Genomic DNA, 26,236 nt, shown 5'->3' with positions numbered 1-26,236 from the left:
GGAGATGACAGAATGGCACGCACAGAACAAGAGTTAAAGGAACTGTTGCAACAAAACGCGAATACAACGCCTGCATTACTCGATGAGTTACTTCTACATATTGGTTCGACGGATTCTGAGTTGCGGGATGGATTGATCTATCCGCAGTTAGCGACCTACATCGCATCAGAGTCCTTTACGATAGAAGACACCAATCGAATTTTCGATTTCATTTTAAGCGGGCATGGATTGATGTACCGGATGGGAACAGCGGACACAACAGCTGTTCTGACACGATCATTTTCAGCATTAGCACTTGCTGAACTGTTAGTGATGGATAAAACAAGACACTTATTGACGCAAAGTCAGCTGAATCGGCTGTCGACTTACTTAAAAACCTATTTGGAGCAAGAGAAGGATGTCCGTGGATTCATTGATGGAATGGGGTGGGCACACAGCATGGCACATATCGCCGATGTCTATGCGGTTTGGTTTACGCATACAGCGAGTCGTCCGCAGGAGGAACTCGGAGCGATTGATGCGATGATTCGTCAGTTGACACGGTCCGATTATCTCTATATCGATGAAGAAGCGGACCGGATGGTGACGGCATGGTTGCAAGCTTGTCGCCATGGACTGTCGGAAGGCCTCCTATTACAACGAATCGAACGTAATATTAAGGAGTGGCTTGAGAGTGACGTGACATGGGGGGATGCGGAGTGGACGACGTATCGTAACGTCAAACAGATGTTGCAGACACTCTATTTCCGATTGAAATGGGAAGGACAATCGAGTCTTGTCTTGATTGAAGAGTGTTTGCGACAGATACATCAGCGAACGCATGGATGATAAAGACATAGAGTATATTGGACGTCTTCGAATTCTTCGCTGTCCTCAGGTAGGAAGTATGCTCATAAATGAAAGGACGATTTTATTATGCATTTGGAAGTTAAGAGTTTCATTAAAATTCCTCCTGAAAAAAAAGAACTAGATATTAATCAAGAATACCCAGGGTTCATAAAGATGACCGATTTAAAAGACAACGATGTATTTAATTATGCATTTGGTCGAACTGACGGGTATCCTTCTGGAAAAGTTGTTTTTTGTATAGATGGTGAACCACTTCCCTTTGACGCACATGTAAGTGAGCTATACATGTTTTGGCACGCTTTAATAAAAAGTGTATCGACAAGTGAACTATATGACATTGAAAAATCAAACTGGTCTTTACAATATGAGAGCGAGGAAATTTCTTCTAACTTTATCATTCGATTTTTCTATCAAAAAAAAGTAGTAGAGTTTTATTATAAAAATAAAATCTTGGCTACTTTTCCACTAGATATGTATAAGAAGGCAGTCCTACAAGGATTTTTAGATTTTATGTGGCATACGAATTTAGAGTTTGAAACGATTGTGTATGATTCGCTAGGTGAAGAAATTGATTATGCTTCGATGAGAGAAGACACTGGAGACGATTTATATACGTGTTGCTACATTTTCTTGCAATTCATGAAAGAGATGTATCAGCAAAAGAAATACGATTTAAATACTCTTATTGATTTCAATTTTAAGGTAAGTCGTTCATTTTCTAGTTTGAAATATGACTTAGAAGATTGAATCTGTAAAAAGTACTTCTTAAAATACTAAACGAATTTTAGTAAGTAGACGATCTTGATTCACACTTATCATTACCGTTACCGGTGTGATGAAGACAATGTGATTTGCAGTCTCAAATTGAATGAAATCAACTAAAAACGGTCTCTTAACTTCTAGTGAGAGACCGTTTACTATATCTAAGCTACCTCACATGTCTTCACCCGACTCCTACAGGAAAAAGCGCGACGTTTTATCGCGCTGTCAGAGACAAACAAGACCCGGATTAGTCATCCGAGGGATGAGGAAGACTGGCTTGTGTCTCGCCTGGGGAAAGCGGGTGAGAAGACAGTGAGGTGAATAGTGCGTTACATCGATCATTTCGCATCATGGCCAAATGATATTACCTAGAAACACCATCCCAGCAAATAAACCAATCATTAAGAAGACAGTAGTTTGTGGTTGGAAACGTTTCTCCCGATAACGTCGAAATAAACGGTCCCCCAATGCCTGTATACAGAATAAGAGACCAATAAAGAGTAGGAAGAATTGCCATCTTTCTAGAACATCGAGAGCATCAATGTAAAATAATAAAACAATACATAAAGCTATTAATATAGACGTATAAAAGGTACTGTGTGACATATTTATCTCTCCCTTACAGCCGTCGTCTGAAAAGCAAATAAACATGAGAAGGCATGGGCTTGATCAAGTAACCGGTGTCCTGTCATGACGGCGCCTTCCTTTTGGATGACTGCTTCATCAAGTAACGTCCAACCCCGTTCTTTCGCTAATTGCAGCAATTCCCACGGCATCATCGTATTCCCCATCGCGACTTCTTCGCCATACAGACGACGATAAGCAAGTTGCCGTGGTGCGGCTGTCGGACCGAGTAGACTGATGACGACAAGTGGGGCGACGCGTTCGATTTCTTGTAACACCTGTACGGGACGTGTCGACCATTCGAGTGAGTTGACGGCAAGAACGACGTCAAATGCATAATCGCCGAACGGCAATGCTTCGCCCGTTCCAACGATGAACGTCTGCTCGGGTGACTTCTCACGGGCGATTCGAATCATCTCGTCAGAGACATCGAGCCCAACTGTCTGAAAGTCCGGTGTCAGTAAGCGACAGGCGGCACCATCGCCACAACCGAGATCAAGCAACCGACCACCGGTGATCATTTTTCGTAAGAACGGCAAAACGGTTTTGCGGCTACCATTCGTCCACATATCATCAGCGCGCTCCGCCCAGTCAGCGGCTTTTTGATTCCATACGTGCTCAGTTTGACTCATTTTCAACCACTCCTTTTTATTAGTCTAACAGGAAAATTTGTCCATTGACTGATTTTTTATTGCTACTGAATCATTATTCATTTATGATGAAGATGTAGAAGAAGCAAACGAAAACCGATTGGCTTCTTTTTTTGTCAGTATAATGAATGGTTGTTCATTCAATTTAAACTCAGGGGGTATATCATGGCGAGTCAAATCGGTCAGCCGACCACAATCCAGTTGACGAAACACATCCAATTCGCCGTCATCATCGGTTCAGGGGTGATGGGTGCAGGCATCGCGGCACATCTTGCGAATGCTGGCATACGGACATTGATGCTTGATATCGTACCAAAAGAACTTACGGCACAAGAAGAGAAGCAGGGTTTGACGCTGAGTGATCCGCGCGTCCGCTCCCGCATCGCGCGCGATAACCGCGAAAAACTCTTGAAACAAAATCCAGCACCACTCGCGTCAAAGAAATTGATCGACTTCATCGAGGTCGGAAACTTAGAAGACGATTTAGAGCGTCTGAAGGAAGCGGACTGGATCGTTGAAGTCGTCGTCGAACGACTCGATGTCAAACAGCAATTGTTTAAAACAATCGAACCGTTCATTCGGGAAGATGCGATCGTCAGCTCGAACACATCAGGCATCTCGATCGAAGCGATGCGCGAAGGACGCTCGGAATCGTTTAATCGTCGTTTCCTCGGGACACACTTCTTTAACCCACCACGTTATCTGAAGTTACTCGAGTTGATTCCGACGTCAGACACGGATCCACGTGTCGTTGACTTCATGAAACAATTCGCAGAGGAACGACTCGGGAAAGGTGTCGTCATCGCGAAGGACACACCGAACTTCATCGGCAACCGGATCGGGACATACGGTCTCCTCGTAACGATGGATGAGATGAAAAAAGGTGGCTATTCGATCGGGGAAGTCGATTCCGTCACAGGTCCACTCCTTGGTCGCCCAGGGTCAGCGACGTTCCGGACACTCGACGTCGTCGGCATCGACACGTTCGTTCATGTCGCAAACAACGTCTATGACTTGTTGCCTGAAGGCGAAGAGAAGGAGACGTTCGCGGTTCCGGCTGAAATGCGTCGCCTTGTCGAACAAGGAGCGCTCGGTGCGAAGACCGGTCAAGGCTTCTATAAGAAAGTCGGAAAACAGATCCTTGAACTTGATCTCGAGACATTCGAGTACGTTGGAAAGAAAGCGCTTACTGAACCGTCAATCGGACAAGCCAAAGCACTTCCGGGCGCTAAAAACAAACTGAAAGCCGTCGTCTTCGCGCAAGATCGTGTCGGCGCCTTACTCTGGCCGATCCACGCGAAAACATTGCTCTACTCGGCTCAGCTGACGGGAGAGATCGCAGACGACATCAAAGCGATTGATGAAGCGATGAAATGGGGCTTCGGCTGGAAGATGGGACCGTTCGAGACATGGGACGCACTCGGCGTCGAGAAAACGGTCGCGAAGATGAAACAAGACGGTTACGCGGTACCGGCCTGGGTCGATGAGATGCTTGCGGCAGGGAAGACGAGTTTCTATGATGCGTCCGGTCGTCATTATGACTTAGCGACACAAGACTACGTCGGAGCAACGGTCAATCCGAAGGAAATCCATCTCCGCGACGTTCGGAAGTCAAACGGTGTTCTCCTTGAGAACAACGGAGCGCGCCTGCTTGATATTGGAGACGATGTCGCGGTCCTCGAGTTCACTTCGAAGAGTAATGCGATCGGTGTTGACATCATGCAGATGATCGAACAGTCGGTTGATCTCGTCGAGAAAAACCACCGTGGTCTCGTCATCGCGAACGATGGTAAGAACTTCTGTGTCGGTGCGAACCTAGCGATGATGCTGATGGAAGCAGAAGATGAGAACTGGTTCGAACTCGATTGGATCATCAATAAGTTCCAACAATCGATTCAAAAGATTCGCTATGCATCGCGTCCAATCGTCGTTGCACCGCAAGGAATGACGCTTGGTGGCGGTACGGAGATCTCGCTTCCGGCAGCTCGTCTGCAAGCTGGTCTTGAAACGTACATGGGTCTCGTCGAAGTCGGTGTCGGTCTGATTCCAGGAGGCGGCGGAAACGTCAACACGTACCGTCGACTGTTAGAGAACACACCGGAAGGACTCGTCAACATCGAGAAAGCAGCGCAAAAGACGTTCGAGAACGTCGCGATGGCAAAAGTCTCAAAATCAGCCTTTGAAGCACGCGAACTCGGATATGTCCGCTCCGTTGATCAGATCTCGATGAATCGGGATCACTTGACGTATGATGCGAAACAACTTGTCCTTGAACTGGACCGGACTGGTTACACGGCACCAGCGAAAGCGAAGATTCCAGTCGTCGGTCGTGCGGGGAAAGCGACGCTTGAACTCGCAACACGCGAAATGTTCTACGGTGGTTATATCTCGGAACACGATTTGAAAATCGCAAGTAAACTCGCACACGTCATCGCCGGCGGAAACGTCGCCTTCGGTAGCCACGTCGATGAACAATATATGCTCGACATCGAACGGGAAGCATTCTTGAGCCTGATCGGTGAGTTGAAGACACAACAACGGATGCAGCACATGCTCGTAAAAGGCAAGCCGCTTCGTAACTGAGGACTGGGGGGATTCGGATGAAGGAAGCAGTAATCGTCGCCGGTGCACGGACACCGGTCGGAAAAGCAAAAAAAGGCGCATTCAAGTCGATGCGCTCGGATGAATTAGCAGGCATCGCCATCCAGGAAACGTTGAAACGGTCCGGTTATACGGGAGCGGTTGATGACGTCATCCTCGGATGTGCCTTACCGGAAGCAGAGCAAGGGATGAACATCGCCCGCTACGCTTCAGTCCTCGGTGGATTATCACATGAGGTACCGGCGATCACGATCAACCGGTATTGCTCAAGTGGACTACAATCGATCGCTGATGCGGCGATGAAGATCATGACGGGGCAAGCAACTGCTGTCGTCGCTGGTGGACTCGAATCGATGAGTCAAGTTCCGATGCCGGGTCACGTCGTCCGACCTAATCCGTCGATCGTCGACACGGCACCAGAGTACTACATGAGCATGGGGCATACAGCGGAGCAAGTCGCTGCGACCTACAATGTCTCACGGGAAGATCAAGATGCCTTTGCCTTGAAGAGTCACCAAAAAGCGGCAGCAGCAATTGCGGCTGGTAAGTTCGTCGACGAGATCGTCCCGATAACGGTGACGGAACAATTCGTCAACGATGAACTGAAAATCGAAGAGAAGACATTCGTCGTCGAGCACGATGAAGGTGTTCGTCCGGATTCGTCACCGGAAGGTCTCGCGAAACTTCGCCCAGCGTTCCGTCTTGGCGGTAGCGTCACGGCAGGGAACTCTTCGCAGACGTCAGACGGTGCCGCTGCCGTCCTCGTCATGGAACGAGAAGAAGCAGAACGGCAAGGGTTACCGATTCTCGGTAAGTTCAAATCGTTCGCGGTCGGTGGTGTCCGTCCGGAAGTGATGGGGATCGGACCAGTCGTCGCGATTCCGAAGGCACTTGACCTCGCGGGGATCACGCTTGAGGACGTCGGGTTGATCGAGTTGAACGAAGCGTTCGCTTCGCAGTCACTCGGTGTCATCCGCGAACTTGGATTAAACGAAGACATCGTCAACGTCAACGGTGGAGCGATCGCCCTCGGTCACCCACTCGGTTGTACAGGAACAAAACTCACATTGACACTCTTGCATGAAATGAAACGCCGAAATGTCCAGTATGGTGTCGTCTCGATGTGTATCGGTGGCGGAATGGGCGCAGCAGGTGTATTCGAACTAGTTGAAGGAGGAACAGGACAATGAGCCAAACGACAAACGAATTAATCAAAGGTGGCAGTTTCGTATTAGATGAGTTAGCACCAGAACGTCTCTTCACACCGGAGGATTTCTCGGAAGAACACAAAATGGTCGGTGACATGACAGCGAAGTTCGTCGAAGATCGTGTCGTTCCAGTTCTAGACCGGATCGAAAAACATGAGTTCGAATTGTCGGTCGGTCTCCTCCGCGAAGCAGGCGAGCTTGGTCTACTCGGCGCAGACGTTCCGGAAGCATACGGCGGTTATCAGATGGATAAGATTTCGTCTTCGATCATCACGGAGAAGTTTGCGCGCGGCCGTTCATTCGCCCTCAGCTACGGCGCACACGTCGGAATCGGTTCATTGCCGATCGTCTTCTTCGGTAACGAAGAGCAAAAGCATAAATACTTGCCGAAACTCGCTTCAGGGGAGTGGATCGCTTCGTACGCGTTGACGGAGCCAGGCTCTGGTTCGGATGCTCTTGGTGCTAAAACGACGGCTGTCTTGAATGAAGCCGGTACGCACTACATCTTAAACGGTGAAAAACAATGGATCACGAACGCTGGTTTCGCAAGCTTGTTCGTCGTCTACGCAAAGATTGACGGTGACAAGTTCACAGCCTTCCTCGTCGAAGGATCGTATCCAGGCGTCTCGACAGGTGTCGAGGAGCAGAAAATGGGAATCAAAGGATCTTCGACACGGACGTTGATCTTACAAGATGCAGAAGTACCGGTCGATAACGTCCTCGGTGAGATCGGACGCGGTCACGTCATCGCCTTCAACATCTTGAACGTCGGTCGTTATAAATTAGCTGTTGGTGCTGTCGGTTCGTCAAAACGAGCGATTGATCTCGCAGTCCAGTACTCGAACGAACGCAAACAGTTCAAGACACCGATCAGCTCGTTCCCATTGATTCAAGAAAAACTCGCGACGATGGCAGCACAGACGTATGCGATGGAAAGTTCAGTCTACCGGACAGGTGGTCTGTTCCAAGACAGCCTCGATCAATTATCAGAAGAAGAGAGCAAAGACGGAAAGAAAATCGCCGATGCGATCGCGGAGTACGCGATTGAATGCTCGATGAACAAAGTCTTCGCTTCGGAAACATTTGATTATGTCATCGACGAAGCGGTCCAAATTCACGGTGGTTACGGCTTCATGGCAGAATATGAAGTCGAGAACATGTACCGTGATTCCCGGATCAACCGGATCTTCGAAGGAACGAACGAGATCAACCGTCTCCTCGTGCCTGGGACATTGCTGAAGAAGGCGATGAAAGGCGAGTTGCCGTTGCTTGCGGAAGCACAGCGTCTGCAACAAGAAGTGATGAGCTTCATGCCGACAGAAATCGGAACGGCACCACTTGATCGCGAACGCCACTTACTCGCGATGATGAAGAAGATCTTCTTGTTGACTGCTGGAACAGCGGTCCAGAAATACCAGGACAAACTCCAAGGCGAGCAAGAAATCTTAGCGAATACAGCCGACATCATGAGTGCGATTTATGCGCTGGAGTCAGCGATCGTCCGGACGGACAAAGCGATTGCCGACAAAGGGATCGAGAAGAGCGAACTGAAAGTCCGTTACACGGAAGTCTTCGCACAACAAGCGTTCGAAGCTGTCGAGCGTGACGCGAAAGAGACGCTCTATGCGGCAGCAAGCGGCGACGAACTCCGGATGTTGCTCTCGGCGCTGAAAAAATTCAGCCGTTACCAGCCGATCAACGTCATCGGTACAAAACGCGACATCGCAAAACGTCTCATCGAATCAAACAAATATACGGTCTAAGTCAGGTTTACCGCTTCGCCTTTGCAGGGAAAATCTCTGTAAAGGCGAAGTTTTTGGTTGGAGGAGGAAAACGAGATGCGCCAAGAATTGGTCGAACTGCAATTTGCGATTGCCTACTATCAATCCCTTGAACGTTTGTCGCCGGAAGAATGGAATCTGCCGCTTGCCCTTAACAAGTGGACCGTCCTTGAGTGCGTCAGTCATCTGTATTTATGGGACCGGTTTTATTACGATCATGCCATTTCGAAATTACCGGACGAACCGTTGACGCTTGTTGAGACAGATTTTGATCAGTTCAATCGACTGGCGGTCGAATATGCGCATCATATCGATCCGCTTGCTTTATTGAAAAAAGCGATCAGCGTCCGGCGTGACATCGTCGATCAACTCGATCGTTTGTCTGACGAGCAATTTGAAGCGACCTATGAGAATTTCCGACCGCAAGAATTCGTTGAGTCGTTCGTTGCCCATGATGCCCATCATCAAGATCAGATTGACGGGGCGCTCGCAAGCTTGAAGCAGAAGTGATTCATCTGCTACTCTTGAAGGTGAGGTGATGAACATGACAAAAACAGTCACGATGTACGGCTATCCGAAATGTAGTACGTGTGTCAAAGCGAAAAAAGCACTCGAACAGCACGGTGTCGAAGTGGACTACAAACATATCGTCGAGGAGACACCATCTGCAACGACGATCCATGAACTTCATCAAAAGAGTGGAGAGCCGTTGAAGAAATTCTTCAACACGAGCGGTCAATCATACCGTTCGCAAGGGATCAAGGACAAACTTCCTGAGTTATCGGAAGACGAGCAATACAAGTTGCTCGCAAGTGACGGTATGTTACTGAAGCGTCCGATCGTTACAGACGGGAGAGACGTCACGATCGGCTTCAAGGAAGAAATGTATCGAGGAAAATGGTATTAAGTTCAGAGTCGATTTTGGTATACTGAACACGTTAGTCCAAATTAGTCCACAGGGGGAATCGGAAATGAGTCAAGTAAAAGACAACTTACGCTATTCGGAAGAACATGAATGGGTCGAAGTATCAGGAAACAAGGCGCGTATCGGAATCACGGATTTTGCGCAACACGAACTCGGGGATATCGTCTTCGTTGAATTGCCTGAAGTCGGGGATACGATCTCAGCAAACGAGCCATTCGGTTCAGTCGAGTCGGTCAAGACGGTCTCGGAACTATATGCACCGATTTCTGGTAAAGTCGTTGCCATCAACGAAAACCTTTCAGATTCCCCAGAACTCGTCAACGAGTCACCATTCGAAGGTGCTTGGATGGTCGACATCGAAATCGAAGATGCTTCACAAGTCGAGGCATTGATGGATGCTGCAGCATACAAATCGATGATCAACGAGTAATACTTAACGAAAAGAGAGTGAACGAGGCGCTTGCGTTTCGTCCGCTCTCTTTTTTTTGTATACTGACGACAGATACCACGAAGAAAGGAGCGACCGTCATGCAAGAGGTCACGACCGTCCCAGAAAACGGGCTATTGTATGTCTATGCACCGATGTGCGGGACATGCGCCATCGCGGAGCGCATGCTAGATATCGTCGAAGCGACGGAATCAGGTCAATCGATTCAGAAGGCGAACGGGAATTTCATTCCGGATTTCTTAGAAGAAGCCCGCGTCATGAGTGTTCCTGCGTTGCTGCGAATTGAAGAAAATCAAGTCGTAGAGCGACTTTATGCTTTTCAGTCCGTACAAAACGTCTTTGCTTTTTGTCAAGAACGGTAAGAAAAGTCCGACTGGATTTTTCTTTTTGTTAAATTGTCGGAATATTTACAATAATCCGTTGACAACGTCGAAATATGAATGGTATATTCATAACAACTTCTAGAAATGCATTATAGGAAGTCTAGCAGAGATGATCGTTCAATACGATTCAAGTCCTGAACCCTTTCTCCCATCCTAAGCCGGTGTATTGTTTCCCCTTAAGTCGTCCCCCAAAGACGAAGCGGTGCAATGAACAGGTGGTGGATCGAAAGGACTGATCAGGAAGTGAACGTAAGCTGGCGATCATGTCGAACAGGCGCCGTCCTCCACGCGGAAGAGCGAACAATTCCGAATGGAGCTGGGTTTTCCTTCGTAGCATTTCTAACCACATTATTCGTGTTGTCGGTTCGCCGGCAACGCCTTTTTTTGTTTTCTGGAAGTTTTTCGAGCCGGTCGCTTGCCAGGATAGCATCTCCTTGCTACAATGCGAATAAGGAAAATTACTTTAATTCATATCCGATTACTCGGAATTAACTGGTGAGATGGAGGACGACAAGGCATGACAGTACGTTTTATGGATGTTTTCACAGAATGGGCATCGACGTATGACGAGACAGTAACCGGACACGATCCGGAGTATAAAGAGGTTTTTCGTCGATACGATGAGATTTTGGATACAGTAGCGGATAAAGCGCAGTCGCCGGTCATTGAATTCGGAGCAGGCACAGGGAACCTGACACAACGTCTTCTGGCACGTCACGACGCCGTACTCGCCGTCGAACCAAGTCCGGAAATGCGGGCGATCCTGAAGGAAAAGATTCCATCGCTTGATGTACAGGATGGTCACTTCCTCTCGTTCGAAGCGAAGGAAGCACGCAGTTTCGTCTCCACGTATGCGTTTCATCATCTAACGGATGAGGAAAAGGGAGAAGCAATCGAACTGATGGCATCACATTTACCGGCAGACGGAAAAATCGTCTACGCGGATACGATGTTCGTCTCAGAAGAGGCACGCTTGCAAACGATACGCGAAGCACGTGCTCAAGGGTTCGATGCGTTAGCGGAAGATCTCGAACGCGAGTTCTACCCTTTGATTCCAGTCATGGAAGAATTGTTTACAGCACGGGGATTCACTGTTAAATTTATACAATACAATCACTTCGTCTGGCTCGTAGAAGCCGAGAAAATGGGGGAATAAATCATGGCACTTCAAAAAATGAACGTCGAAAGCTTTAACCTGGATCACACGAAAGTCAAAGCACCTTATATCCGCGTCGCGGGTTATAAAGAAGGTAAAGTCGACCAAGTCGTCAAATACGATATCCGTTTCACGCAACCAAACGTTGAGCAAATGCCGATGCGTGCGATGCACACACTCGAGCACTTACTTGCTGAAAACATCCGCAACTACTCGGATGATGTCATTGATGTCTCGCCAATGGGATGCCAAACAGGTTTCTACATGGCGATGATGAACTTCGACTCGGTCGAAAAAATGAGCGAACTCGTTGAGAAAACATTGAATGACGTCCTCGCAGCAGAAGAGATTCCAGCGCAAAACGAAGTCCAATGTGGATTTGCGAGCGCACATGACCTCAAAGGAGCGAAGCACTATGCCGAGAAAATGCTTGCCGGTCGTGATGAATGGGACATCGTCTTCGGATGATCGCGAACAACGTCCGCGACCTCGTCGGAAACACACCACTCTACGAGATCACTTCATTCGATTTGCCTGCTGGTACGCGCATTTTGGCGAAGCTCGAATGGATGAACCCTGGGGGCAGCGTCAAAGACCGCCTTGGCATTCAACTCGTTGATGCAGCAATCGAAAACGGACATGTGACACCAGGCGGTACGATCATCGAGCCGACAGCCGGGAATACCGGCATCGGCTTGGCGCTCGCCGCTAAAAAATACGATCTCCAAGTCATCTGTGTCGTTCCGGAAAAATTCAGTCAGGAAAAGCAGACGTTGATGCGGGCACTCGGCGCAACCGTCGTCAACACGCCAACTGAACTCGATATGCAAGGGGCGATCGACCGGGCAAAAGAACTCGGTCAGGAAATTCCGAACAGTTACGTTCCGTTACAATTCGAAAACGAAGAGAACCCAGTCACGTATCAGCGGACACTCGGTCCTGAGCTGATTGCGGACTTGCCGCACATCGACTGGTTCGTTGCCGGTTGTGGTTCAGGTGGTACGTTCGCCGGAACAGCGGACTTCTTAAAACAACGTCTCGGTACAAAAGCAGCAATCGTCGAACCGGAAGGCTCCGTCTTAAACGGTGGTCCAGCCGGTCCGCACAAGACGGAAGGCATTGGAACAGCAAAATGGCCAAGTCTCGTTCCGCGTGAACTCGTTGACGAGATTCATACGATTTCTGACCGTGATGCGTTTGATGCGGTCCATACACTCGCCGCTCGCGAAGGATTACTCGTTGGTAGTTCAGCAGGTGCAGCGCTCGTTGCTGCGCTTGATATCGCAAAGCGTCACCCCGGCAGTACGATCGTCACCGTCTTCGCAGACAGTGCCGAACGCTATTTAAGCCAACAAATCTTTGAAAAGGTGGACGAAACTCATGCGTAAGAAGACAGCATTGATTCATGGAGGAACAGGTGTCGACCGGGCAACAGGAGCCGTCACACCACCGATCTATCAAACAAGCACATACAAGCAGGATAAAATCGGTCAACTCAAGGACGGATATGAATACTCACGAACAGCGAACCCGACACGGACGAGCATCGAACGATTGATTGCAGATCTTGAAGGCGGCGCACGTGGTTTTGCCTTCGGTTCTGGGATGGCAGCAATCCATGCCGTCTTCCATTTGCTTGAGTCTGGTGATCACATCGTCATGACAGATGACGTCTATGGTGGTACGTTCCGCTTGATGCAACGCGTCTTACCGAAGTTCAACATCCAAGTGACATTCGTCGATACGACGGACCTTGCAGCGACGGAAGCAGCGATTCAAGACAACACGAAGATCGTTTACGTTGAAACACCGACGAACCCGTTGTTGAAAGTAACGGACATCGAAGCAATCGCAACAATCGCAAAACGTCACGATCTTAAACTCGTCGTCGACAACACGTTCGCGACACCATATCATCAACAACCACTCGCACTCGGTGCAGACATCGTCTTGCACAGTGCGACAAAATACATCGGCGGACACTCGGACGTCGTCGCTGGACTTGTCGTCGTCAAAGATGATGCGCTCGGCGAAGAGATGCACTTCATCCAAAACTCGACAGGCGGCGTGCTTGGACCGCAAGACAGCTTCTTGCTCGTCCGTGGTCTTCGTACACTCGGTATCCGGATGGATGCGATCGAAGAGACAGCACATGATCTCGTCGCGTTCTTACAAGCGCAAGATATCGTCTCGAACATCTTCTACCCAGGACTTGCATCGCATCCTGGTCACGAGATCCAAGCGAAACAAGCGACTGGATTTGGTGGGATGATCAGCTTTGATGTCGGTTCAGCAGCGAACGCAGAAAAACTCGTCGAGGCGACACATTTCTTCACACTTGCTGAGAGTCTTGGTGCCGTCGAGAGTCTGATTTCGGTTCCGGCACGGATGACGCACGCGTCGATCCCGGCAGAACGTCGGGCAGAACTCGGCATCACGGACGGTCTCGTCCGGATTTCAGTTGGACTTGAGGATGCGGAAGATTTGAAAGAAGACTTAACACGTGCTTTCACGTTCCTCGAAAAAGTTTCTGAAAAAACTGTTTGACAACAAAAATAACCCCTGCTAATATTCAGAATATATTCTACAAACTTAATACCGAAACTCTTATCGAGAGTGGTGGAGGGACTGGCCCGATGAAACCCGGCAACCGCGGATCTAATCCGAAGTGGTGCTAATTCCAGCAGACAAAAGTCTGGGAGATGAGAGCAAATGGTTTTGTGTACTGAAAAGTGCGCGCGTTTGCTCTAAAACGCGCGCACTTTTTTATTTAGGAGGGACAGTAGTGATTCGTTTACAAGACGTAGGAAAGATTTATCGCTCAAAGCGCGGAGCAGTCGAAGCCGTCGCGAATGTTGATCTGACAATCGAGCGCGGCGAAATTTTTGGAATAATCGGTTATTCCGGAGCAGGGAAATCGACCCTGATCCGATTACTGAATATGCTCGAAGCACCAACGAGTGGTTCGATCCAAATCGATGGTGTCGAAATGACATCACTGAAACCAAAAGAATTACGAGGCGTCCGCAAGAATGTCTCAATGGTATTCCAGCACTTCAACTTACTTTGGTCACGAACAGTCGAGGAGAACATCATGTTCCCGCTCGAACTCGGTGGCTTTCCAAAAGCTCGCCGCAAGGAACGGGTTGCGGAACTGATTCAACTCGTTGGTCTTGACGGACGAGAAAAAGCTTACCCATCGCAATTATCCGGCGGTCAAAAGCAACGTGTTGGTATCGCTCGGGCACTGGCATCGAACCCAGACGTTCTCTTATGTGACGAGGCAACCAGTGCACTCGACCCGAAGACGACGGACTCGATCCTTGAATTACTCGTCGACATCAACCAGAAACTGAAACTGACGATCGTCTTGATCACACACGAGATGCACGTCATTCAAAAAATCTGTCACCGGGTCGCCGTCATGGAAGCCGGTAAAATCGTTGAGCAAGGTCCGGTCGCGGAAGTCTTCCGTCACCCGAAACAAGCGATGACGAAAGAATTCGTCAAACAATTGACGTCGCCGTCAGAAAACGAGTTAACGTTCGCGAAACTACGCGAACGGTACCCAACCGGTAAAATCGTTCAGTTGACGTTCGTCGGATCGACAGCGGAAAGCCCGATCCTCGCGGAAGTCATGAAGGATTCACCGGTCCTGTTCAATATCATCGGCGGAAACGTCGGTCAATCACAGGAAGGGGCACTCGGTACACTGTTCATTCAGTTGATTGGGGAAACAGAAGCAACACAAGCGGTCATCACGAAGCTTCAAGCCAGTGATGTTGAAGTGGAGGTGGATCACCGATGATTTCATTCTTTGACAACCTAGACTGGGACATGGTGTGGGAAGCGACAGGCAGTACCGTCTATATGACGGCAATCGCTGGGGTTTCGACATTCGTTCTCGGTTTGATCATTGGTCTATTATTGTATGCAACAAACGAAGAGTTATTATTCAAGAATCGGGCGTTTTATTCAATCTTGAGCTTGGTCGTCAACGTTTTCCGTTCGATTCCGTTCATCATCTTACTGATCTTATTGATTCCATTCACGACAGCAATCGTCGGTTCGTTCCTCGGACCAACGGCAGCATTACCGGCACTGATCTTCGGTGCTGCACCGTTCTACGGTCGGATGGTTGAACTCGCGTTACGCGAAGTCGATAAAGGTGTCATCGAGGCAGCTGAATCGATGGGCGCGACGAAGTTCCAGATCATCTATAAAGTCTTAATCCCGGAAGCGTTGCCTGCCATCGTTTCTGGTATCACGGTCACACTCGTCTCACTTGTCGGTTATACGGCAATGGCCGGAGTAGTCGGCGGAGGTGGACTTGGGGACATGGCCTTCATCGAAGGATTCCAGCGTTCTCAAAACGATGTCATCGTCATTGCGACACTCTTAATCTTAGCGATCGTCTTCGTCATCCAAATCATTGGTGACTTGCTGATCCGTGCAATCGATAAACGTTAATTCAAATTTTATTCATATTGGAGGAATCATTCATGAAAGTTTGGAAAAAATTCGTAGGTACTGCCGCTGTATCCGTTTTAGCAATCAGCCTTGCTGCATGTGGTGAAAAATCATCAGGATCAGGTAGCGACGACAAAACACTCGTCGTTGGTGCATCAAACGTACCGCACGCTGAGATTCTTGAGCACGTTAAAAAAGAATACGAAGCAAAAGGTTACAAGCTTGAAATCAAGAAGTTCCAAGATTACGTACTTCCGAACAAAGCGCTCGCTTCAAAAGAAATCGATGCAAACTACTTCCAGCACGTACCGTATCTCGAGCAACAAGAGAAAGAAAACAAATCATATAAGTTCGCGAACGCAGGTGGCGTTCACGTTGAACCACTCGGTATCTACTCGAAGAAATACAAGTCACTCGATAAGTTGCCAAACGGTGCAACGATCCTGACGAGCTCAAACGTCGCGGAACGCGGTCGTGTCTTGACGTTCCTTCAAAACGAAGGATTGATTAAACTCAAAGACGGTAAAACGACAGATGCACAACTCGGTGATATCGCGGAGAACCCGAAGAAACTCAAGTTCAAGACGAACATCGAAGCATCACTTCTTCCGCAAGCCTACAAAAACAATGAAGGCGACGCCGTCCTCATCAACACGAACTATGCGATCGATAACGGTCTGAACCCGTTGAAAGATGCGATCGCATCAGAAGATGAGTCGTCACCATACGTCAACATCATCGTCACACGTGACGGCGATGAGAAAGACAAGCGTGTCACAGCACTTCTTGACGTTCTGCACGAGAAGAAAAACCAAGATTGGATCCTCGACAAGTACAAAGGTGCGGTCGTTCCAGTCAGCAAATAAGTTCACCGAAACCGGCATCCTTCCTATATAATGGAAGGATGCTTTTCATTTGTCTGAAACAGGGGTTAGGGGGAATCATATGCAACGCATTCGTCAACTGCATCCGTTGACACTCGGGGTCTTGTTTGGAACGTTTTTCTCGCGTCTCGGAACATTCATCACGATGCCGTTCTTCGCCATCTACATGACGACCGTCCTGAAGTTTGACCCGATCGATGTCGGCTGGGTCCTCAGTATCTCAGCGATCGCGAGTCTCGTCATGAGCTTCATCGGTGGTACATTGTCGGACCGGTATGGACGACGGGCGATGATGCTCGCCGGAACGATTGGGTTTGCGATCGTCTTCATCGCACTGGCACAAGTCGAGACATTTTGGGCGTTCTTTATCCTCAGTGCCTTGAATGGTGTCTGTCGCTCGATTTTTGAGCCATCCGCTCGTGCCTTGATCAGTGATACGACGGACGAAGCGAACCGATTGTTCGTCTTCAATATCCGTTACGCGATGATCAACATCGCAGCAGCGATCGGGCCGGGAATCGCCTTACTGCTGAGTGCGGGGAACACGTCCGCGACGTTTTACATCACGGCGTTCGTCTATATCGTATACGGGGTGATGATTGGATTCTTATTCAAACGCCATCCGATCACCGAGACGCACGGTGGCAAGAAGGTCTCGTTCGGAGCGACGGTTCGTCTGTTACGGACGGACATCGCCTTTACACTCGCACTCGCCGGCATTATCTTCGGGGTCTTTGGTTACAGCCAGTTCAACTCGACCTTGCCACAGTTCTTGACGGAGACGTCACTGCTTGAAGGCGGAAAGACACTCTATGCGATCTTGATCACGATCAATGCGATCACCGTCTTGATCGTCCAATATCCGATCATGAAGTTCGGTGTCAAAACGTCACCGCTCGTCTCGATCACGACCGGGATTGCGACAGTTGCGATCGGATTGTTCATCATCGGTAATGTGAGTTCAATTTGGCTGATGGTTGTCGCGATGGTTATCTTCACGTGCGGGGAAGTCATGATGTTCACGATGACCGACATCTTGACCGATCGGTTTGCCAAACCGGAATTACGGGGCAGTTATTTCGGGGCGATGGGCTTGACGTCGATCGGACAATCCATCGGTCCGATCGCTGGAGGACATTTGTTAAGTTTATATGGAGCGGACCGTCCGTTACCGATTTTCGGGATATTAGCGGGCTTGACATTATTCGGAATACCACTACTCTTACTGTCACAACGGATTCATCGGGGTTCGACGATCGAGGAACTGGAGGAACCGGTGAAACTTTCGAATGATTCTCAACAAAACGCATGATTTTGAGAAAAATCAGCGAGCGATGACGCTTGAATAATACGCCATGTTTCTTTAAGATTAGAATGATACTAAATTAGTAACGCTCGTGTTCTGAATCGTCAGTCACGAAATGAATAGATGGAGGGATTCTAACATGAAGGCTTCACACTTGAAGATTGAAGATCTACACGTCGCGATCGACGGCAAGGAAATCTTGAAAGGCGTCAACTTGGAAATCAAAGGCGGGGAAATCCACGCGGTCATGGGACCAAACGGGACAGGTAAATCAACACTCGCATCAGCATTGATGGGTCACCCATCGTACGAAGTGACATCTGGTTCAGTCACACTCGACGGCGAAGACGTCCTCGACATGGAAGTCGATGAGCGCGCACAAGCGGGTATGTTCCTCGCAATGCAGTACCCAAGTGAAATCAGTGGTGTCACGAACTCAGACTTCCTTCGTTCAGCGATCAACTCGCGCCGCGAAGAAGGCGATGAAATCTCACTCATGAAGTTCATCCGTGAGCTTGATTCACAAATGGGTCTTCTCGAGATGCCTTCAGAAATGGCACACCGTTACCTCAACGAAGGTTTCTCTGGTGGAGAAAAGAAACGTAACGAAATTCTTCAAATGATGATGCTTAAACCAGCAATCGCGATTCTTGATGAAATCGATTCAGGTCTTGATATCGATGCATTGAAAGTCGTCGCAAAAGGTGTCAACGAAATGCGTTCACCTGAATTCGGTTGCTTGATCATCACGCACTACCAACGTCTCTTGAACTATATCGAGCCAGACTTCATCCACATCATGATGGGCGGAAAAATCGTCATGTCTGGTGGTAAAGAACTCGCACACCGTCTCGAAGCAGAAGGTTATGACTGGGTTAAAAAAGAACTCGGCATCGAAGACGTCGAAATCGAAACAAAAGCGTAAGACGAGGGAGGAAGCATGATGACTGTAGAACTGAATCTTGCAGTAAATCGCGAGGCAGTGGCAGAACGTGCGACTCGCTTAGGGGAACCATCTTGGATGGTCGCAAAGCGTCAAGACGCGCTTGATCTTGCCCCAACGCTCGCATTGCCAAAAGTAGAAAAAATCAAGATCGAAGGCTGGAACTTCACAGAAGGTACGACGGAACTCGAAACCGTCACTGGTCTTTCTTCAGATATCGAAGCATTGATCGGCGAAAACCGTGATCACATGCTCGTCACGCGTAACGGACAACTCGTCCATGCGCAAAACAGTGAAGCGGCGAACGGCGTCATCTTCACGACGCTCGAAGACGCATTAAAACAACATCCGGAACTCGTCGAGAAGTACTTCATGACGGAAGGTGTTCAAGTCAACGAAGATCGTCTTGCGGCATTAAACGCGGCACTTCGTAACGGCGGTACGTTCCTCTATGTACCAAAAGGCGTCAAGCTTTCTGTACCGATGCAAGCGATCTATACGCTTGAGCAATCAGGCGCAGCGCTTTACCATCACGCGATCATCGTCGCAGATGCTGATAGCGAATTGACGTATATCGAAAACTTCGTCTCTTACGGGGACGAAGCGCATAACGTCAACGTCGTCACAGAAGTCTTCGTCGAAGACAACGCAAAAGTTCTCTTCGGTGGTGTCGATACGCTATCTAAGGGTGCGATCACGTATATGAACCGTCGTGGTGTCGTCAAACAAGGCGCGAAGCTTGAATGGGCACTCGGTCACATGAATGACGGTCACACGGTCACAGAAACAAAAACACATCTCGTCGGAAACGATTCGTTCTCAGATACGAAAGCCGTTACGGTCGGTCGTGGAGAGCAAAAACAAAACTTCAACGTCCGGACGGATCACTTCGGTAAAGGATCAGAAGGTTTCATCTTGATCCACGGTGTCCAAAAAGATTCAGCAACATCGATCTTCAACGGAACGTCGATGATCCATCACGGTGCTTCAAAATCAAACGGCGTTCAAACGGAACGTGTCCTCATGTTGTCTGAAAAGGCACGTGGTGATGCGAACCCGATCCTCTTGATCGATGAGGATGACGTCATGGCAGGACACGCGGCATCTGTCGGTCGTGTCGATGAACTACAACTCTACTACTTGATGAGCCGTGGCCTTTCACGGAAGGAAGCAGAACGCCTCGTCGTTCACGGATTCCTCCAGCCAGTCGTCTCGGAACTTGCGATTGACTCGGTGAAAGAACGTCTCGTTCAAGTCATCGAAGGGAAAGTAAACTAATATGGGAATCGATGCATCCATCCGCAATCAGTTTCCGATCCTCGACCAACAGGTCAACGACCGGAAACTCGTCTATCTCGATAGTGCGGCCTCTTCGCAGAAGCCGCTCGTCGTCATCAACGCGATTGACGACTACTATAAGACGATTCATTCGAATGTGCACCGTGGCGTCCATACGCTCGGAACACGAGCGACGGATGCGTACGAAGGTGCGCGTGAGAACGTTCGTCGTTTCATCCAGGCGCAACACCATGAAGAAATTATCTTTACCCGCGGCACGACGACGGCGATTAACATCGTCGCGTCAAGCTACGGCATGGAGCATGTCGAAGAAGGCGACGAGATCGTCGTCACGTACCTCGAACACCATGCGAATCTCATTCCGTGGCAACAAGTCGCTAAACGCAAAAAAGCGAAGTTGAAATACGTTGATTTGACAGCGGATGGTCGCGTGACGGTCGAAGCAGTCGAAGCACAACTGTCCGACCGGACGAAGATCGTCGCGATGGCACATGTCTCGAACGTCCTCGGTACAATCAATCCGATCAAAGAAGTCGCTCGTCTTGCACACGCTCGTGGTGCCGTCATGGTCGTCGATGCAGCGCAAAGTGCACCGCACCAACGAATCAATGTCACGGATCTCGATTGTGACTTCCTCGCCTTCTCCGCACACAAGATGTGTGGTCCAACAGGCGTTGGTGTCCTTTACGGGAAAAAGGCATTACTCAATGCGATGGAACCAGTCGAATTCGGTGGTGAGATGATTGATTACGTCGGTCTTGAAGAGTCGACGTTCAAACCGTCTCCATATCGTTTCGAAGCGGGTACACCAATCATCGCTGGTGCCGTTGGTTTATCAGCAGCGATTGATTTCTTAGAAGAGATTGGTCTAGAGAACGTCGAAGCACACGAACGTGAACTCGCGCAGTACGCGATGGCACAAATGCGTGACATCGACGGACTCACGATCTACGGTCCGGAAGAACGCGTCGGACTCGTCACGTTCAATCTCGGTGATGTCCATGCACATGACGTCGCAACCGTCCTTGATATGCAAGGAATCGCGGTTCGCGCCGGTCACCATTGTGCACAGCCCTTGATGCGTTGGCTCGGAGCGAGCTCGACGGCTCGCGCTAGCTTCTATCTCTACAACACGAAAGAAGAGGTTGACGCACTCGTGACAGGACTTCGCCAAACGAAGGAGTATTTCAGTCATGGATTTTAACAATCTCGATCACTTGTATCGTCAAGTGATCATGGATCATTATAAAACTCCCCGAAATCGCGGTGCGATCGAGGGGGGCGTCACAATCGACATGAACAATCCGACGTGTGGCGATACGATTCGTCTCCAGCTCGCGATTGAAGACGATGTCGTCCGTGATGCGAAATTTGACGGGGAGGGCTGCTCGATCAGCATGGCGTCTGCTTCAATGATGACGCAACTCGTCAAAGGTAAGACTATCGAAGAAGCCTTACGACTCGCGGATATCTTTTCGGACATGGTCCAAGGAAAAGACTATGACGACGAATCGTTCGACCTCGGGGACGTCGAGGCACTCTCGGGTGTCACGAAATTCCCGGCACGGATCAAATGTGCGACACTTGCCTGGAAGGCGCTCGAACGCGGCGTAGAAGAAGGGAAGTAAACTTCGGTCACAAGCAAGTAAGAGGAGGAAATGAACATGGCAAAGAACATGCCGGAAATTGGCGATTATAAATATGGTTTCCACGATCGCGATATCTCGATCTTCCGTTCTGGACGCGGCTTGACGACTGAAGTCGTCGAAACGATCTCGAAAATGAAGGAAGAACCACAATGGATGCTTGATTTCCGTTTGAAATCACTCAAGATCTTCAACGAACAAGCAATGCCAGCGTGGGGTGGCGATCTCTCAGAATTGAACTTCGACGACATCACGTATTACGTCAAGCCGTCTGAACGAGCAGAGAAATCGTGGGATGAAGTACCAGAAGAAATCAAACGTACGTTTGACAAACTCGGTATTCCAGAAGCAGAGCAAAAATACTTGGCAGGTGTCTCGGCTCAGTACGAGTCAGAGGTTGTCTACCACAACATGAAAGAAGACCTCGAAGAAATCGGTGTCGTCTTCAAAGATACAGATACAGCGTTAAAAGAGAACGAAGATATTTTCCGTGAGTACTTCGGGAAATTGATCCCGCCAACAGACAACAAGTTCGCAGCTTTGAACACAGCGGTCTGGTCAGGTGGATCGTTCATCTACGTACCAAAAGGTGTTAAAGTCGACACGCCGCTTCAAGCCTACTTCCGCATTAACTCGGAAAACATGGGTCAATTCGAGCGGACGTTGATCATCGTTGATGACGAAGCATCGGTTCACTACGTCGAAGGATGTACAGCACCGGTCTACACGACGAACTCGCTTCACTCAGCGGTCGTTGAGATCTTCATCAACAAAAACGCTTACTGCCGTTACACGACAATCCAAAACTGGGCGAACAACGTCTACAACCTCGTTACGAAGCGTGCGATCTGTGAAGCTGGCGCAACGATGGAATGGGTCGATGGTAACATCGGTTCGAAACTGACGATGAAATACCCAGCCGTCATCCTCAAAGGTGAAGGTTCACGTGGTATGACATTGTCAATCGCAATCGCTGGTAAAGGTCAACACCAAGATGCGGGTGCGAAAATGATTCACTTAGCACCGAACACATCGTCGACGATCGTCTCGAAGTCGATCTCAAAACACGGTGGTAAAGTCACGTACCGCGGTATCGTTCACTTCGGACGTAAAGCGACAGGCGCACGTTCGAACATCGAATGTGATACGCTCATCATGGATAACCAATCGACGTCGGATACGATTCCGTACAACGAAATCCTCAACGATAACATTTCGCTCGAGCACGAAGCGAAAGTCTCGAAGGTCTCGGAAGAACAATTGTTCTACCTCATGAGCCGCGGGATCTCACAAGAGGAAGCAACGGAAATGATCGTCATGGGCTTCATCGAGCCATTCACAAAAGAACTCCCAATGGAATATGCGGTCGAAATGAACCGTCTCATCAAGTTTGAGATGGAAGGTTCAATCGGATAATTCGTCGTACTCTCTCATCTACGGATGAGAGAGTTTTTTTCATGAAATGGTTATTGGGGTAAAGAGTGAAAAAGGAGGGATTACTATGCGTGACATCGTCTATTCCTTTCAAGTCTCGCTTGACGGTTATATCGAAGATGCGTCAGGCAGGATCGATTTCGCTTCACCGGACGCAGAATTACATCAGTATTTCAATGACTATGAGAAAGCGTTTGATACCCATGTCTACGGACGTCGTTTGTACGAGATGATGCAATACTGGGAGACAGCGGATCAGGAAGAAGAGCCGATTATCGTTGAGTATGCGAAAACCTGGCAGGCGCTTGAGAAGGTCGTCTTCTCGCGGACGCTTGATTCCGTCACAGGAAATGCACGTCTAGCGACTAAGTCCCTTGCCGAAGAACTTCAAGCATTAAAAGCATTGCCTGGAAAACAGATTGCGATCGGTGGGGCGACGCTTGCTGCTGAAGCGGTCAAGCTCGGACTCATCGACCGTTATCATGTCGTGATTTACCCGATCCTGCTCGGCGGTGGGAAACGGATGTTTCCGGTGTTTGATCAACCAGAGGCGCTACGCTTAGTCGAAACACGCGTCTTTGCTTCCGGATGTCTCGCGTTAGCTTACGAAAAAACCTAGTCTTCACAAAAAAGAGTCTCTTATTTCAAAAGGGATTCTTTTTTGTTACATCCGATAAAATTTGGATATTATCATTTAATTTGGACGAAAATAGATTATAATAACTTTTGTGAAAAAATATATAAACATGATTAAGGTGTGAAAAAATGAAATTTTATCAAGAAATTCCTGTCATTCGATCGATTGCGGCAATCATGGTCGTTGCTGTCCATGTCATCGCAGGTCTGTATCATTCGAAAGGGGAATTCGAAAATGAAGCGATTGGTTACATCGATCAATTTTCTCGAATCGGTACGCCAATTTTTGCTATCATCAGTGCGTTTCTGTTGATGTCGATGGTCCAGCGCAAAGGATTCGATTTTGGAACATTCGTCAAGTCACGTTTCTCTAAGATCTTTATTCCTTATCTGATTTGGAGCACGATCTACCTCGTGTATCGTTATCATGTAGAAGATAGTCTAAAACCAGGTATGCCGCTATCAGATTACTTCCTCTATGGAACGGCGAACTTCCATCTGTATTTCATTTTGACGGTACTTCAGTTTTATGTCGTATTTCCGGTACTTGCACGACTTAAGAAAGGAACATTGCTACTTGTCGCAACAGTTGTGGCGATGGGCGTCAACTACTTCTGGCTGACTTCAGGAAGCTTAACGACAGACATCGCGTTTCTTGATCGACTCGTCAATAGCCGTTCTTTCTTACTCAATTGGATTGCCTATTTCATGATGGGAATTACATATGCCGTCTATTATGAAGAGATTCAACAGATTCTAAAGCGTCATCGGACAATCTTATTGCTGATCAGTGGCTTGATCATCCTTGATATCTGGGTCAGCATTGATTTAGAACGGACGTACACGTCGACGAACATTTCGAACCTTGTGTACATCCCGTTCGTTCTCGTCGTCTTGAACTACGTCTTCCGTCGTGTCCGGATGGATGCGACAGCGATGCGCATCTTCCAGACGATCGGAACGCATTCGATGGGCATCTATCTAATTCATCCGCTCGTCATCCGCGGAATTGGTCGGACGGATCTCTTCGCTTACTTCGACTCTGCGAGTATGTTCATTTGTGCGATGATCGTCACACTTACGGCTTCGATTTTTGTCTCTTATGTGATCAGTCTTTTGCCGTACGGAAACTATATCGTTCCGGTTCCAAAACGAAGAGCGCCTGCTCCGAAAATGGTCGAGGCACAGTCTACTGCTTCATGATAAGAACGATTGACTAGGCATCCTTTTCCTTCCTACATGAGTAGGGAGGAGAGGGGTGTCTTTTTCTGAAAAAAGAGTGTTTGCTTAGGAAGCATTGAAGAAGAAATCCCGGATTCTGCTATGCTATGATGAATAGGTAGAATAGTACACGTAAGGGGGAGGAGAGCATGATATATATCGGTGTCACAGGCTGGGGAGATCATGATAGCCTCTACTTGACCCCGCAAGATCGTAAAGAGAAACTGGCTGCCTATGCCGGGCATTTTCCAGCAGTCGAGGTCGACTCGACATTCTATGCGATTCAACCGGAACGAAACTACGAGAAATGGGTATCCGAGACACCGGATAGTTTCCGCTTCATCGTCAAGGTCCACCGGGCGATGAGTGGGCACGACCGGGAAAACAAAGATCCACTCGGTCCGATTTTTGAACAATATATCGCGTCGATCGAACCGATGCGAAAGAGTGGAAAGATTGCCGCGATTCTCGTGCAACTGCCACCCTGGTTCGATGTTAGTAAACTGCACTTAGAGTATTTGCAAACGATCCGAAAATCACTTGCCGGACTGCCAGTCGCAATCGAATTCCGAAATCCATCGTGGTATTCAGATGCTTATCGTGAGCGGACACTCCGTTTTCTGAAGGAACATCAGTTCATTCATACGATTTGTGATGAACCGCAGACGGAAGACGGTTCCGTACCGTTCGTACCAGTCGTGACGCAGGAGACGGCATTCATTCGTCTCCACGGACGAAATAAAGCCGGCTGGTTAAAGAAACCAGGTCAAAGTAGTGACGATTGGCGTAAAGTCCGCTGTCTCTACCGTTACTCGGAAGACGAGTTACAGGAACTCGCAAGTCACATCCGAAACGTGGCGGCGGAAGCAAAGGATGTCTATGTTTTCTTCAATAACAACTCAGCAGGAGATGCTGCCCCGAATGCGAAACGATTAATCGAGATTCTCGATCTCGACTATGAACTCGCGCCGCGACAAATCTCTTTGTTTTAAATCATCAAGGGGGGCTTC

General features: G+C 48.6%; 26 protein-coding genes and 1 riboswitch. Of the genes, 25 read left to right on the top strand and 1 reads right to left on the bottom strand.

Annotated elements, in window-relative coordinates; translation table 11 throughout:
- Positions 1 to 12 precede the first annotated feature (12 nt).
- Together ESP131_RS15100 and ESP131_RS15095 are read left to right on the top strand one after the other, a co-directional pair.
- Positions 13 to 828: a DUF2785 domain-containing protein gene (locus tag ESP131_RS15100; protein ID WP_029342445.1), complete on the top strand. Its 816-nt coding sequence runs from the start codon at positions 13 to 15 to the stop codon at positions 826 to 828.
- Positions 829 to 915: 87 nt separating this feature from the next.
- Complete coding sequence (locus ESP131_RS15095; protein WP_029342444.1) at positions 916 to 1,596, top strand: hypothetical protein; 681 nt, start codon at positions 916 to 918, stop codon at positions 1,594 to 1,596.
- 623 nt (positions 1,597 to 2,219) lie between these two features.
- On the opposite strand, the gene ESP131_RS15085 is transcribed toward ESP131_RS15095, so the two are convergent.
- Positions 2,220 to 2,867, bottom strand: a complete 648-nt coding sequence (locus ESP131_RS15085) for a class I SAM-dependent methyltransferase (protein WP_029342442.1) — start codon at positions 2,865 to 2,867, stop codon at positions 2,220 to 2,222.
- Between the two features lie 183 nt (positions 2,868 to 3,050).
- Here ESP131_RS15085 and ESP131_RS15080 point away from each other — a divergent pair, with 183 nt between their 5' ends.
- The 23 genes from ESP131_RS15080 (at position 3,051) to ESP131_RS14970 (ending at position 26,218) form a co-directional block, all read left to right on the top strand.
- Positions 3,051 to 5,468: a 3-hydroxyacyl-CoA dehydrogenase/enoyl-CoA hydratase family protein gene (locus ESP131_RS15080; protein ID WP_069940912.1), complete on the top strand. Its 2,418-nt coding sequence runs from the start codon at positions 3,051 to 3,053 to the stop codon at positions 5,466 to 5,468.
- Positions 5,469 to 5,485: 17 nt separating this feature from the next.
- Positions 5,486 to 6,676: an acetyl-CoA C-acetyltransferase gene (locus ESP131_RS15075; protein ID WP_069940911.1), complete on the top strand. Its 1,191-nt coding sequence runs from the start codon at positions 5,486 to 5,488 to the stop codon at positions 6,674 to 6,676.
- Positions 6,673 to 8,457 carry an acyl-CoA dehydrogenase family protein gene (locus ESP131_RS15070; RefSeq protein ID WP_023469171.1) on the top strand — a complete coding sequence of 595 codons (1,785 nt, stop codon included), beginning with the start codon at positions 6,673 to 6,675 and terminating at the stop codon, positions 8,455 to 8,457. The genes ESP131_RS15075 and ESP131_RS15070 overlap by 4 nt, the downstream gene beginning before the upstream one ends.
- Before the next feature lie 75 nt (positions 8,458 to 8,532).
- Positions 8,533 to 8,985, top strand: a complete 453-nt coding sequence (locus tag ESP131_RS15065) for a DinB family protein (RefSeq protein ID WP_029342439.1) — start codon at positions 8,533 to 8,535, stop codon at positions 8,983 to 8,985.
- 34 nt (positions 8,986 to 9,019) lie between these two features.
- Positions 9,020 to 9,382, top strand: a complete 363-nt coding sequence (locus tag ESP131_RS15060) for an arsenate reductase family protein (protein ID WP_029342438.1) — start codon at positions 9,020 to 9,022, stop codon at positions 9,380 to 9,382.
- 64 nt (positions 9,383 to 9,446) lie between these two features.
- On the top strand, positions 9,447 to 9,830 hold the full coding sequence (gcvH, locus tag ESP131_RS15055) for a glycine cleavage system protein GcvH (protein WP_029342437.1): 384 nt from the start codon (positions 9,447 to 9,449) through the stop codon (positions 9,828 to 9,830).
- A gap of 98 nt (positions 9,831 to 9,928) precedes the next feature.
- Positions 9,929 to 10,210 (top strand): thioredoxin family protein, encoded by a 282-nt coding sequence (locus ESP131_RS15050; RefSeq protein ID WP_023469167.1) that lies wholly within the window; start codon positions 9,929 to 9,931, stop codon positions 10,208 to 10,210.
- Positions 10,211 to 10,748: 538 nt separating this feature from the next.
- Complete coding sequence (locus ESP131_RS15045; protein WP_029342436.1) at positions 10,749 to 11,387, top strand: class I SAM-dependent methyltransferase; 639 nt, start codon at positions 10,749 to 10,751, stop codon at positions 11,385 to 11,387.
- A gap of 3 nt (positions 11,388 to 11,390) precedes the next feature.
- Entirely contained in the window at positions 11,391 to 11,855 is a 465-nt protein-coding gene (locus ESP131_RS15040) for an S-ribosylhomocysteine lyase (protein WP_029342435.1), read from the top strand.
- Positions 11,852 to 12,775, top strand: coding sequence for a PLP-dependent cysteine synthase family protein (locus ESP131_RS15035; RefSeq protein ID WP_023469164.1), 924 nt, complete (start codon positions 11,852 to 11,854; stop codon positions 12,773 to 12,775). The genes ESP131_RS15040 and ESP131_RS15035 overlap by 4 nt, the downstream gene beginning before the upstream one ends.
- Positions 12,768 to 13,934, top strand: a complete 1,167-nt coding sequence (locus ESP131_RS15030) for a bifunctional cystathionine gamma-lyase/homocysteine desulfhydrase (protein ID WP_029342434.1) — start codon at positions 12,768 to 12,770, stop codon at positions 13,932 to 13,934. The genes ESP131_RS15035 and ESP131_RS15030 overlap by 8 nt, the downstream gene beginning before the upstream one ends.
- Positions 13,935 to 13,991: 57 nt before the next feature.
- A riboswitch (SAM riboswitch) is annotated at positions 13,992 to 14,096 on the top strand.
- A 76-nt stretch (positions 14,097 to 14,172) separates the two neighbouring features.
- Positions 14,173 to 15,195 (top strand): methionine ABC transporter ATP-binding protein, encoded by a 1,023-nt coding sequence (locus tag ESP131_RS15025; RefSeq protein ID WP_056062868.1) that lies wholly within the window; start codon positions 14,173 to 14,175, stop codon positions 15,193 to 15,195.
- A complete protein-coding gene (locus ESP131_RS15020) occupies positions 15,192 to 15,857 on the top strand; it encodes a methionine ABC transporter permease (RefSeq protein ID WP_029342432.1) in 666 nt (221 codons plus the stop codon). The genes ESP131_RS15025 and ESP131_RS15020 overlap by 4 nt, the downstream gene beginning before the upstream one ends.
- A gap of 32 nt (positions 15,858 to 15,889) precedes the next feature.
- Positions 15,890 to 16,723 (top strand): MetQ/NlpA family ABC transporter substrate-binding protein, encoded by an 834-nt coding sequence (locus ESP131_RS15015; RefSeq protein ID WP_050678660.1) that lies wholly within the window; start codon positions 15,890 to 15,892, stop codon positions 16,721 to 16,723.
- Positions 16,724 to 16,802: 79 nt separating this feature from the next.
- On the top strand, positions 16,803 to 18,053 hold the full coding sequence (locus ESP131_RS15010) for an MDR family MFS transporter (protein ID WP_069940910.1): 1,251 nt from the start codon (positions 16,803 to 16,805) through the stop codon (positions 18,051 to 18,053).
- 133 nt (positions 18,054 to 18,186) lie between these two features.
- Complete coding sequence (sufC, locus tag ESP131_RS15005; protein WP_023469158.1) at positions 18,187 to 18,972, top strand: Fe-S cluster assembly ATPase SufC; 786 nt, start codon at positions 18,187 to 18,189, stop codon at positions 18,970 to 18,972.
- Positions 18,973 to 18,990: 18 nt separating this feature from the next.
- Positions 18,991 to 20,268: a Fe-S cluster assembly protein SufD gene (gene sufD, locus ESP131_RS15000; RefSeq protein ID WP_047393415.1), complete on the top strand. Its 1,278-nt coding sequence runs from the start codon at positions 18,991 to 18,993 to the stop codon at positions 20,266 to 20,268.
- A 1-nt stretch (position 20,269) separates the two neighbouring features.
- Positions 20,270 to 21,493: a cysteine desulfurase gene (locus ESP131_RS14995; RefSeq protein ID WP_035396382.1), complete on the top strand. Its 1,224-nt coding sequence runs from the start codon at positions 20,270 to 20,272 to the stop codon at positions 21,491 to 21,493.
- Positions 21,483 to 21,917, top strand: a complete 435-nt coding sequence (sufU, locus tag ESP131_RS14990) for a Fe-S cluster assembly sulfur transfer protein SufU (protein ID WP_023469155.1) — start codon at positions 21,483 to 21,485, stop codon at positions 21,915 to 21,917. The genes ESP131_RS14995 and sufU overlap by 11 nt, the downstream gene beginning before the upstream one ends.
- A 36-nt stretch (positions 21,918 to 21,953) precedes the next feature.
- Complete coding sequence (sufB, locus tag ESP131_RS14985; protein WP_023469154.1) at positions 21,954 to 23,351, top strand: Fe-S cluster assembly protein SufB; 1,398 nt, start codon at positions 21,954 to 21,956, stop codon at positions 23,349 to 23,351.
- Between the two features lie 85 nt (positions 23,352 to 23,436).
- Entirely contained in the window at positions 23,437 to 23,988 is a 552-nt protein-coding gene (locus ESP131_RS14980) for a dihydrofolate reductase family protein (protein ID WP_069940909.1), read from the top strand.
- 146 nt (positions 23,989 to 24,134) lie between these two features.
- A complete protein-coding gene (locus tag ESP131_RS14975; RefSeq protein ID WP_069940908.1) occupies positions 24,135 to 25,208 on the top strand; it encodes an acyltransferase in 1,074 nt (357 codons plus the stop codon).
- Between the two features lie 167 nt (positions 25,209 to 25,375).
- The gene (locus tag ESP131_RS14970) at positions 25,376 to 26,218 is read left to right on the top strand and encodes a DUF72 domain-containing protein (protein WP_069940907.1); all 843 of its coding nucleotides are present in this window, start codon (positions 25,376 to 25,378) and stop codon (positions 26,216 to 26,218) included.
- Positions 26,219 to 26,236: the final 18 nt, after the last annotated feature.

Source organism: Exiguobacterium sp. U13-1, from assembly GCF_001750115.1.
In the GTDB taxonomy this organism is placed as follows: Bacteria; Bacillota; Bacilli; order Exiguobacteriales; family Exiguobacteriaceae; genus Exiguobacterium_A; species Exiguobacterium_A acetylicum.
The sequence above is the reverse complement of the archived record's forward strand: the minus strand, read 5'-3'. Positions and strand labels throughout refer to the sequence as shown.

What these genes read in the sequence shown, in the direction of transcription:
- ESP131_RS15100 (WP_029342445.1), top strand. Translation starts at nt 13, where the DNA reads ATGGCACGCACAGAACAAGAGTTAAAGGAACTGTTGCAACAAAACGCG.
- ESP131_RS15095 (WP_029342444.1), top strand. Translation starts at nt 916, where the DNA reads ATGCATTTGGAAGTTAAGAGTTTCATTAAAATTCCTCCTGAAAAAAAA.
- ESP131_RS15085 (WP_029342442.1), bottom strand. Translation starts at nt 2,867, where the DNA reads ATGAGTCAAACTGAGCACGTATGGAATCAAAAAGCCGCTGACTGGGCG.
- ESP131_RS15080 (WP_069940912.1), top strand. Translation starts at nt 3,051, where the DNA reads ATGGCGAGTCAAATCGGTCAGCCGACCACAATCCAGTTGACGAAACAC.
- ESP131_RS15075 (WP_069940911.1), top strand. Translation starts at nt 5,486, where the DNA reads ATGAAGGAAGCAGTAATCGTCGCCGGTGCACGGACACCGGTCGGAAAA.
- ESP131_RS15070 (WP_023469171.1), top strand. Translation starts at nt 6,673, where the DNA reads ATGAGCCAAACGACAAACGAATTAATCAAAGGTGGCAGTTTCGTATTA.
- ESP131_RS15065 (WP_029342439.1), top strand. Translation starts at nt 8,533, where the DNA reads ATGCGCCAAGAATTGGTCGAACTGCAATTTGCGATTGCCTACTATCAA.
- ESP131_RS15060 (WP_029342438.1), top strand. Translation starts at nt 9,020, where the DNA reads ATGACAAAAACAGTCACGATGTACGGCTATCCGAAATGTAGTACGTGT.
- gcvH (WP_029342437.1), top strand. Translation starts at nt 9,447, where the DNA reads ATGAGTCAAGTAAAAGACAACTTACGCTATTCGGAAGAACATGAATGG.
- ESP131_RS15050 (WP_023469167.1), top strand. Translation starts at nt 9,929, where the DNA reads ATGCAAGAGGTCACGACCGTCCCAGAAAACGGGCTATTGTATGTCTAT.
- ESP131_RS15045 (WP_029342436.1), top strand. Translation starts at nt 10,749, where the DNA reads ATGACAGTACGTTTTATGGATGTTTTCACAGAATGGGCATCGACGTAT.
- ESP131_RS15040 (WP_029342435.1), top strand. Translation starts at nt 11,391, where the DNA reads ATGGCACTTCAAAAAATGAACGTCGAAAGCTTTAACCTGGATCACACG.
- ESP131_RS15035 (WP_023469164.1), top strand. Translation starts at nt 11,852, where the DNA reads ATGATCGCGAACAACGTCCGCGACCTCGTCGGAAACACACCACTCTAC.
- ESP131_RS15030 (WP_029342434.1), top strand. Translation starts at nt 12,768, where the DNA reads ATGCGTAAGAAGACAGCATTGATTCATGGAGGAACAGGTGTCGACCGG.
- ESP131_RS15020 (WP_029342432.1), top strand. Translation starts at nt 15,192, where the DNA reads ATGATTTCATTCTTTGACAACCTAGACTGGGACATGGTGTGGGAAGCG.
- ESP131_RS15015 (WP_050678660.1), top strand. Translation starts at nt 15,890, where the DNA reads ATGAAAGTTTGGAAAAAATTCGTAGGTACTGCCGCTGTATCCGTTTTA.
- ESP131_RS15010 (WP_069940910.1), top strand. Translation starts at nt 16,803, where the DNA reads ATGCAACGCATTCGTCAACTGCATCCGTTGACACTCGGGGTCTTGTTT.
- sufC (WP_023469158.1), top strand. Translation starts at nt 18,187, where the DNA reads ATGAAGGCTTCACACTTGAAGATTGAAGATCTACACGTCGCGATCGAC.
- sufD (WP_047393415.1), top strand. Translation starts at nt 18,991, where the DNA reads ATGACTGTAGAACTGAATCTTGCAGTAAATCGCGAGGCAGTGGCAGAA.
- ESP131_RS14995 (WP_035396382.1), top strand. Translation starts at nt 20,270, where the DNA reads ATGGGAATCGATGCATCCATCCGCAATCAGTTTCCGATCCTCGACCAA.
- sufU (WP_023469155.1), top strand. Translation starts at nt 21,483, where the DNA reads ATGGATTTTAACAATCTCGATCACTTGTATCGTCAAGTGATCATGGAT.
- sufB (WP_023469154.1), top strand. Translation starts at nt 21,954, where the DNA reads ATGGCAAAGAACATGCCGGAAATTGGCGATTATAAATATGGTTTCCAC.
- ESP131_RS14980 (WP_069940909.1), top strand. Translation starts at nt 23,437, where the DNA reads ATGCGTGACATCGTCTATTCCTTTCAAGTCTCGCTTGACGGTTATATC.
- ESP131_RS14975 (WP_069940908.1), top strand. Translation starts at nt 24,135, where the DNA reads ATGAAATTTTATCAAGAAATTCCTGTCATTCGATCGATTGCGGCAATC.
- ESP131_RS14970 (WP_069940907.1), top strand. Translation starts at nt 25,376, where the DNA reads ATGATATATATCGGTGTCACAGGCTGGGGAGATCATGATAGCCTCTAC.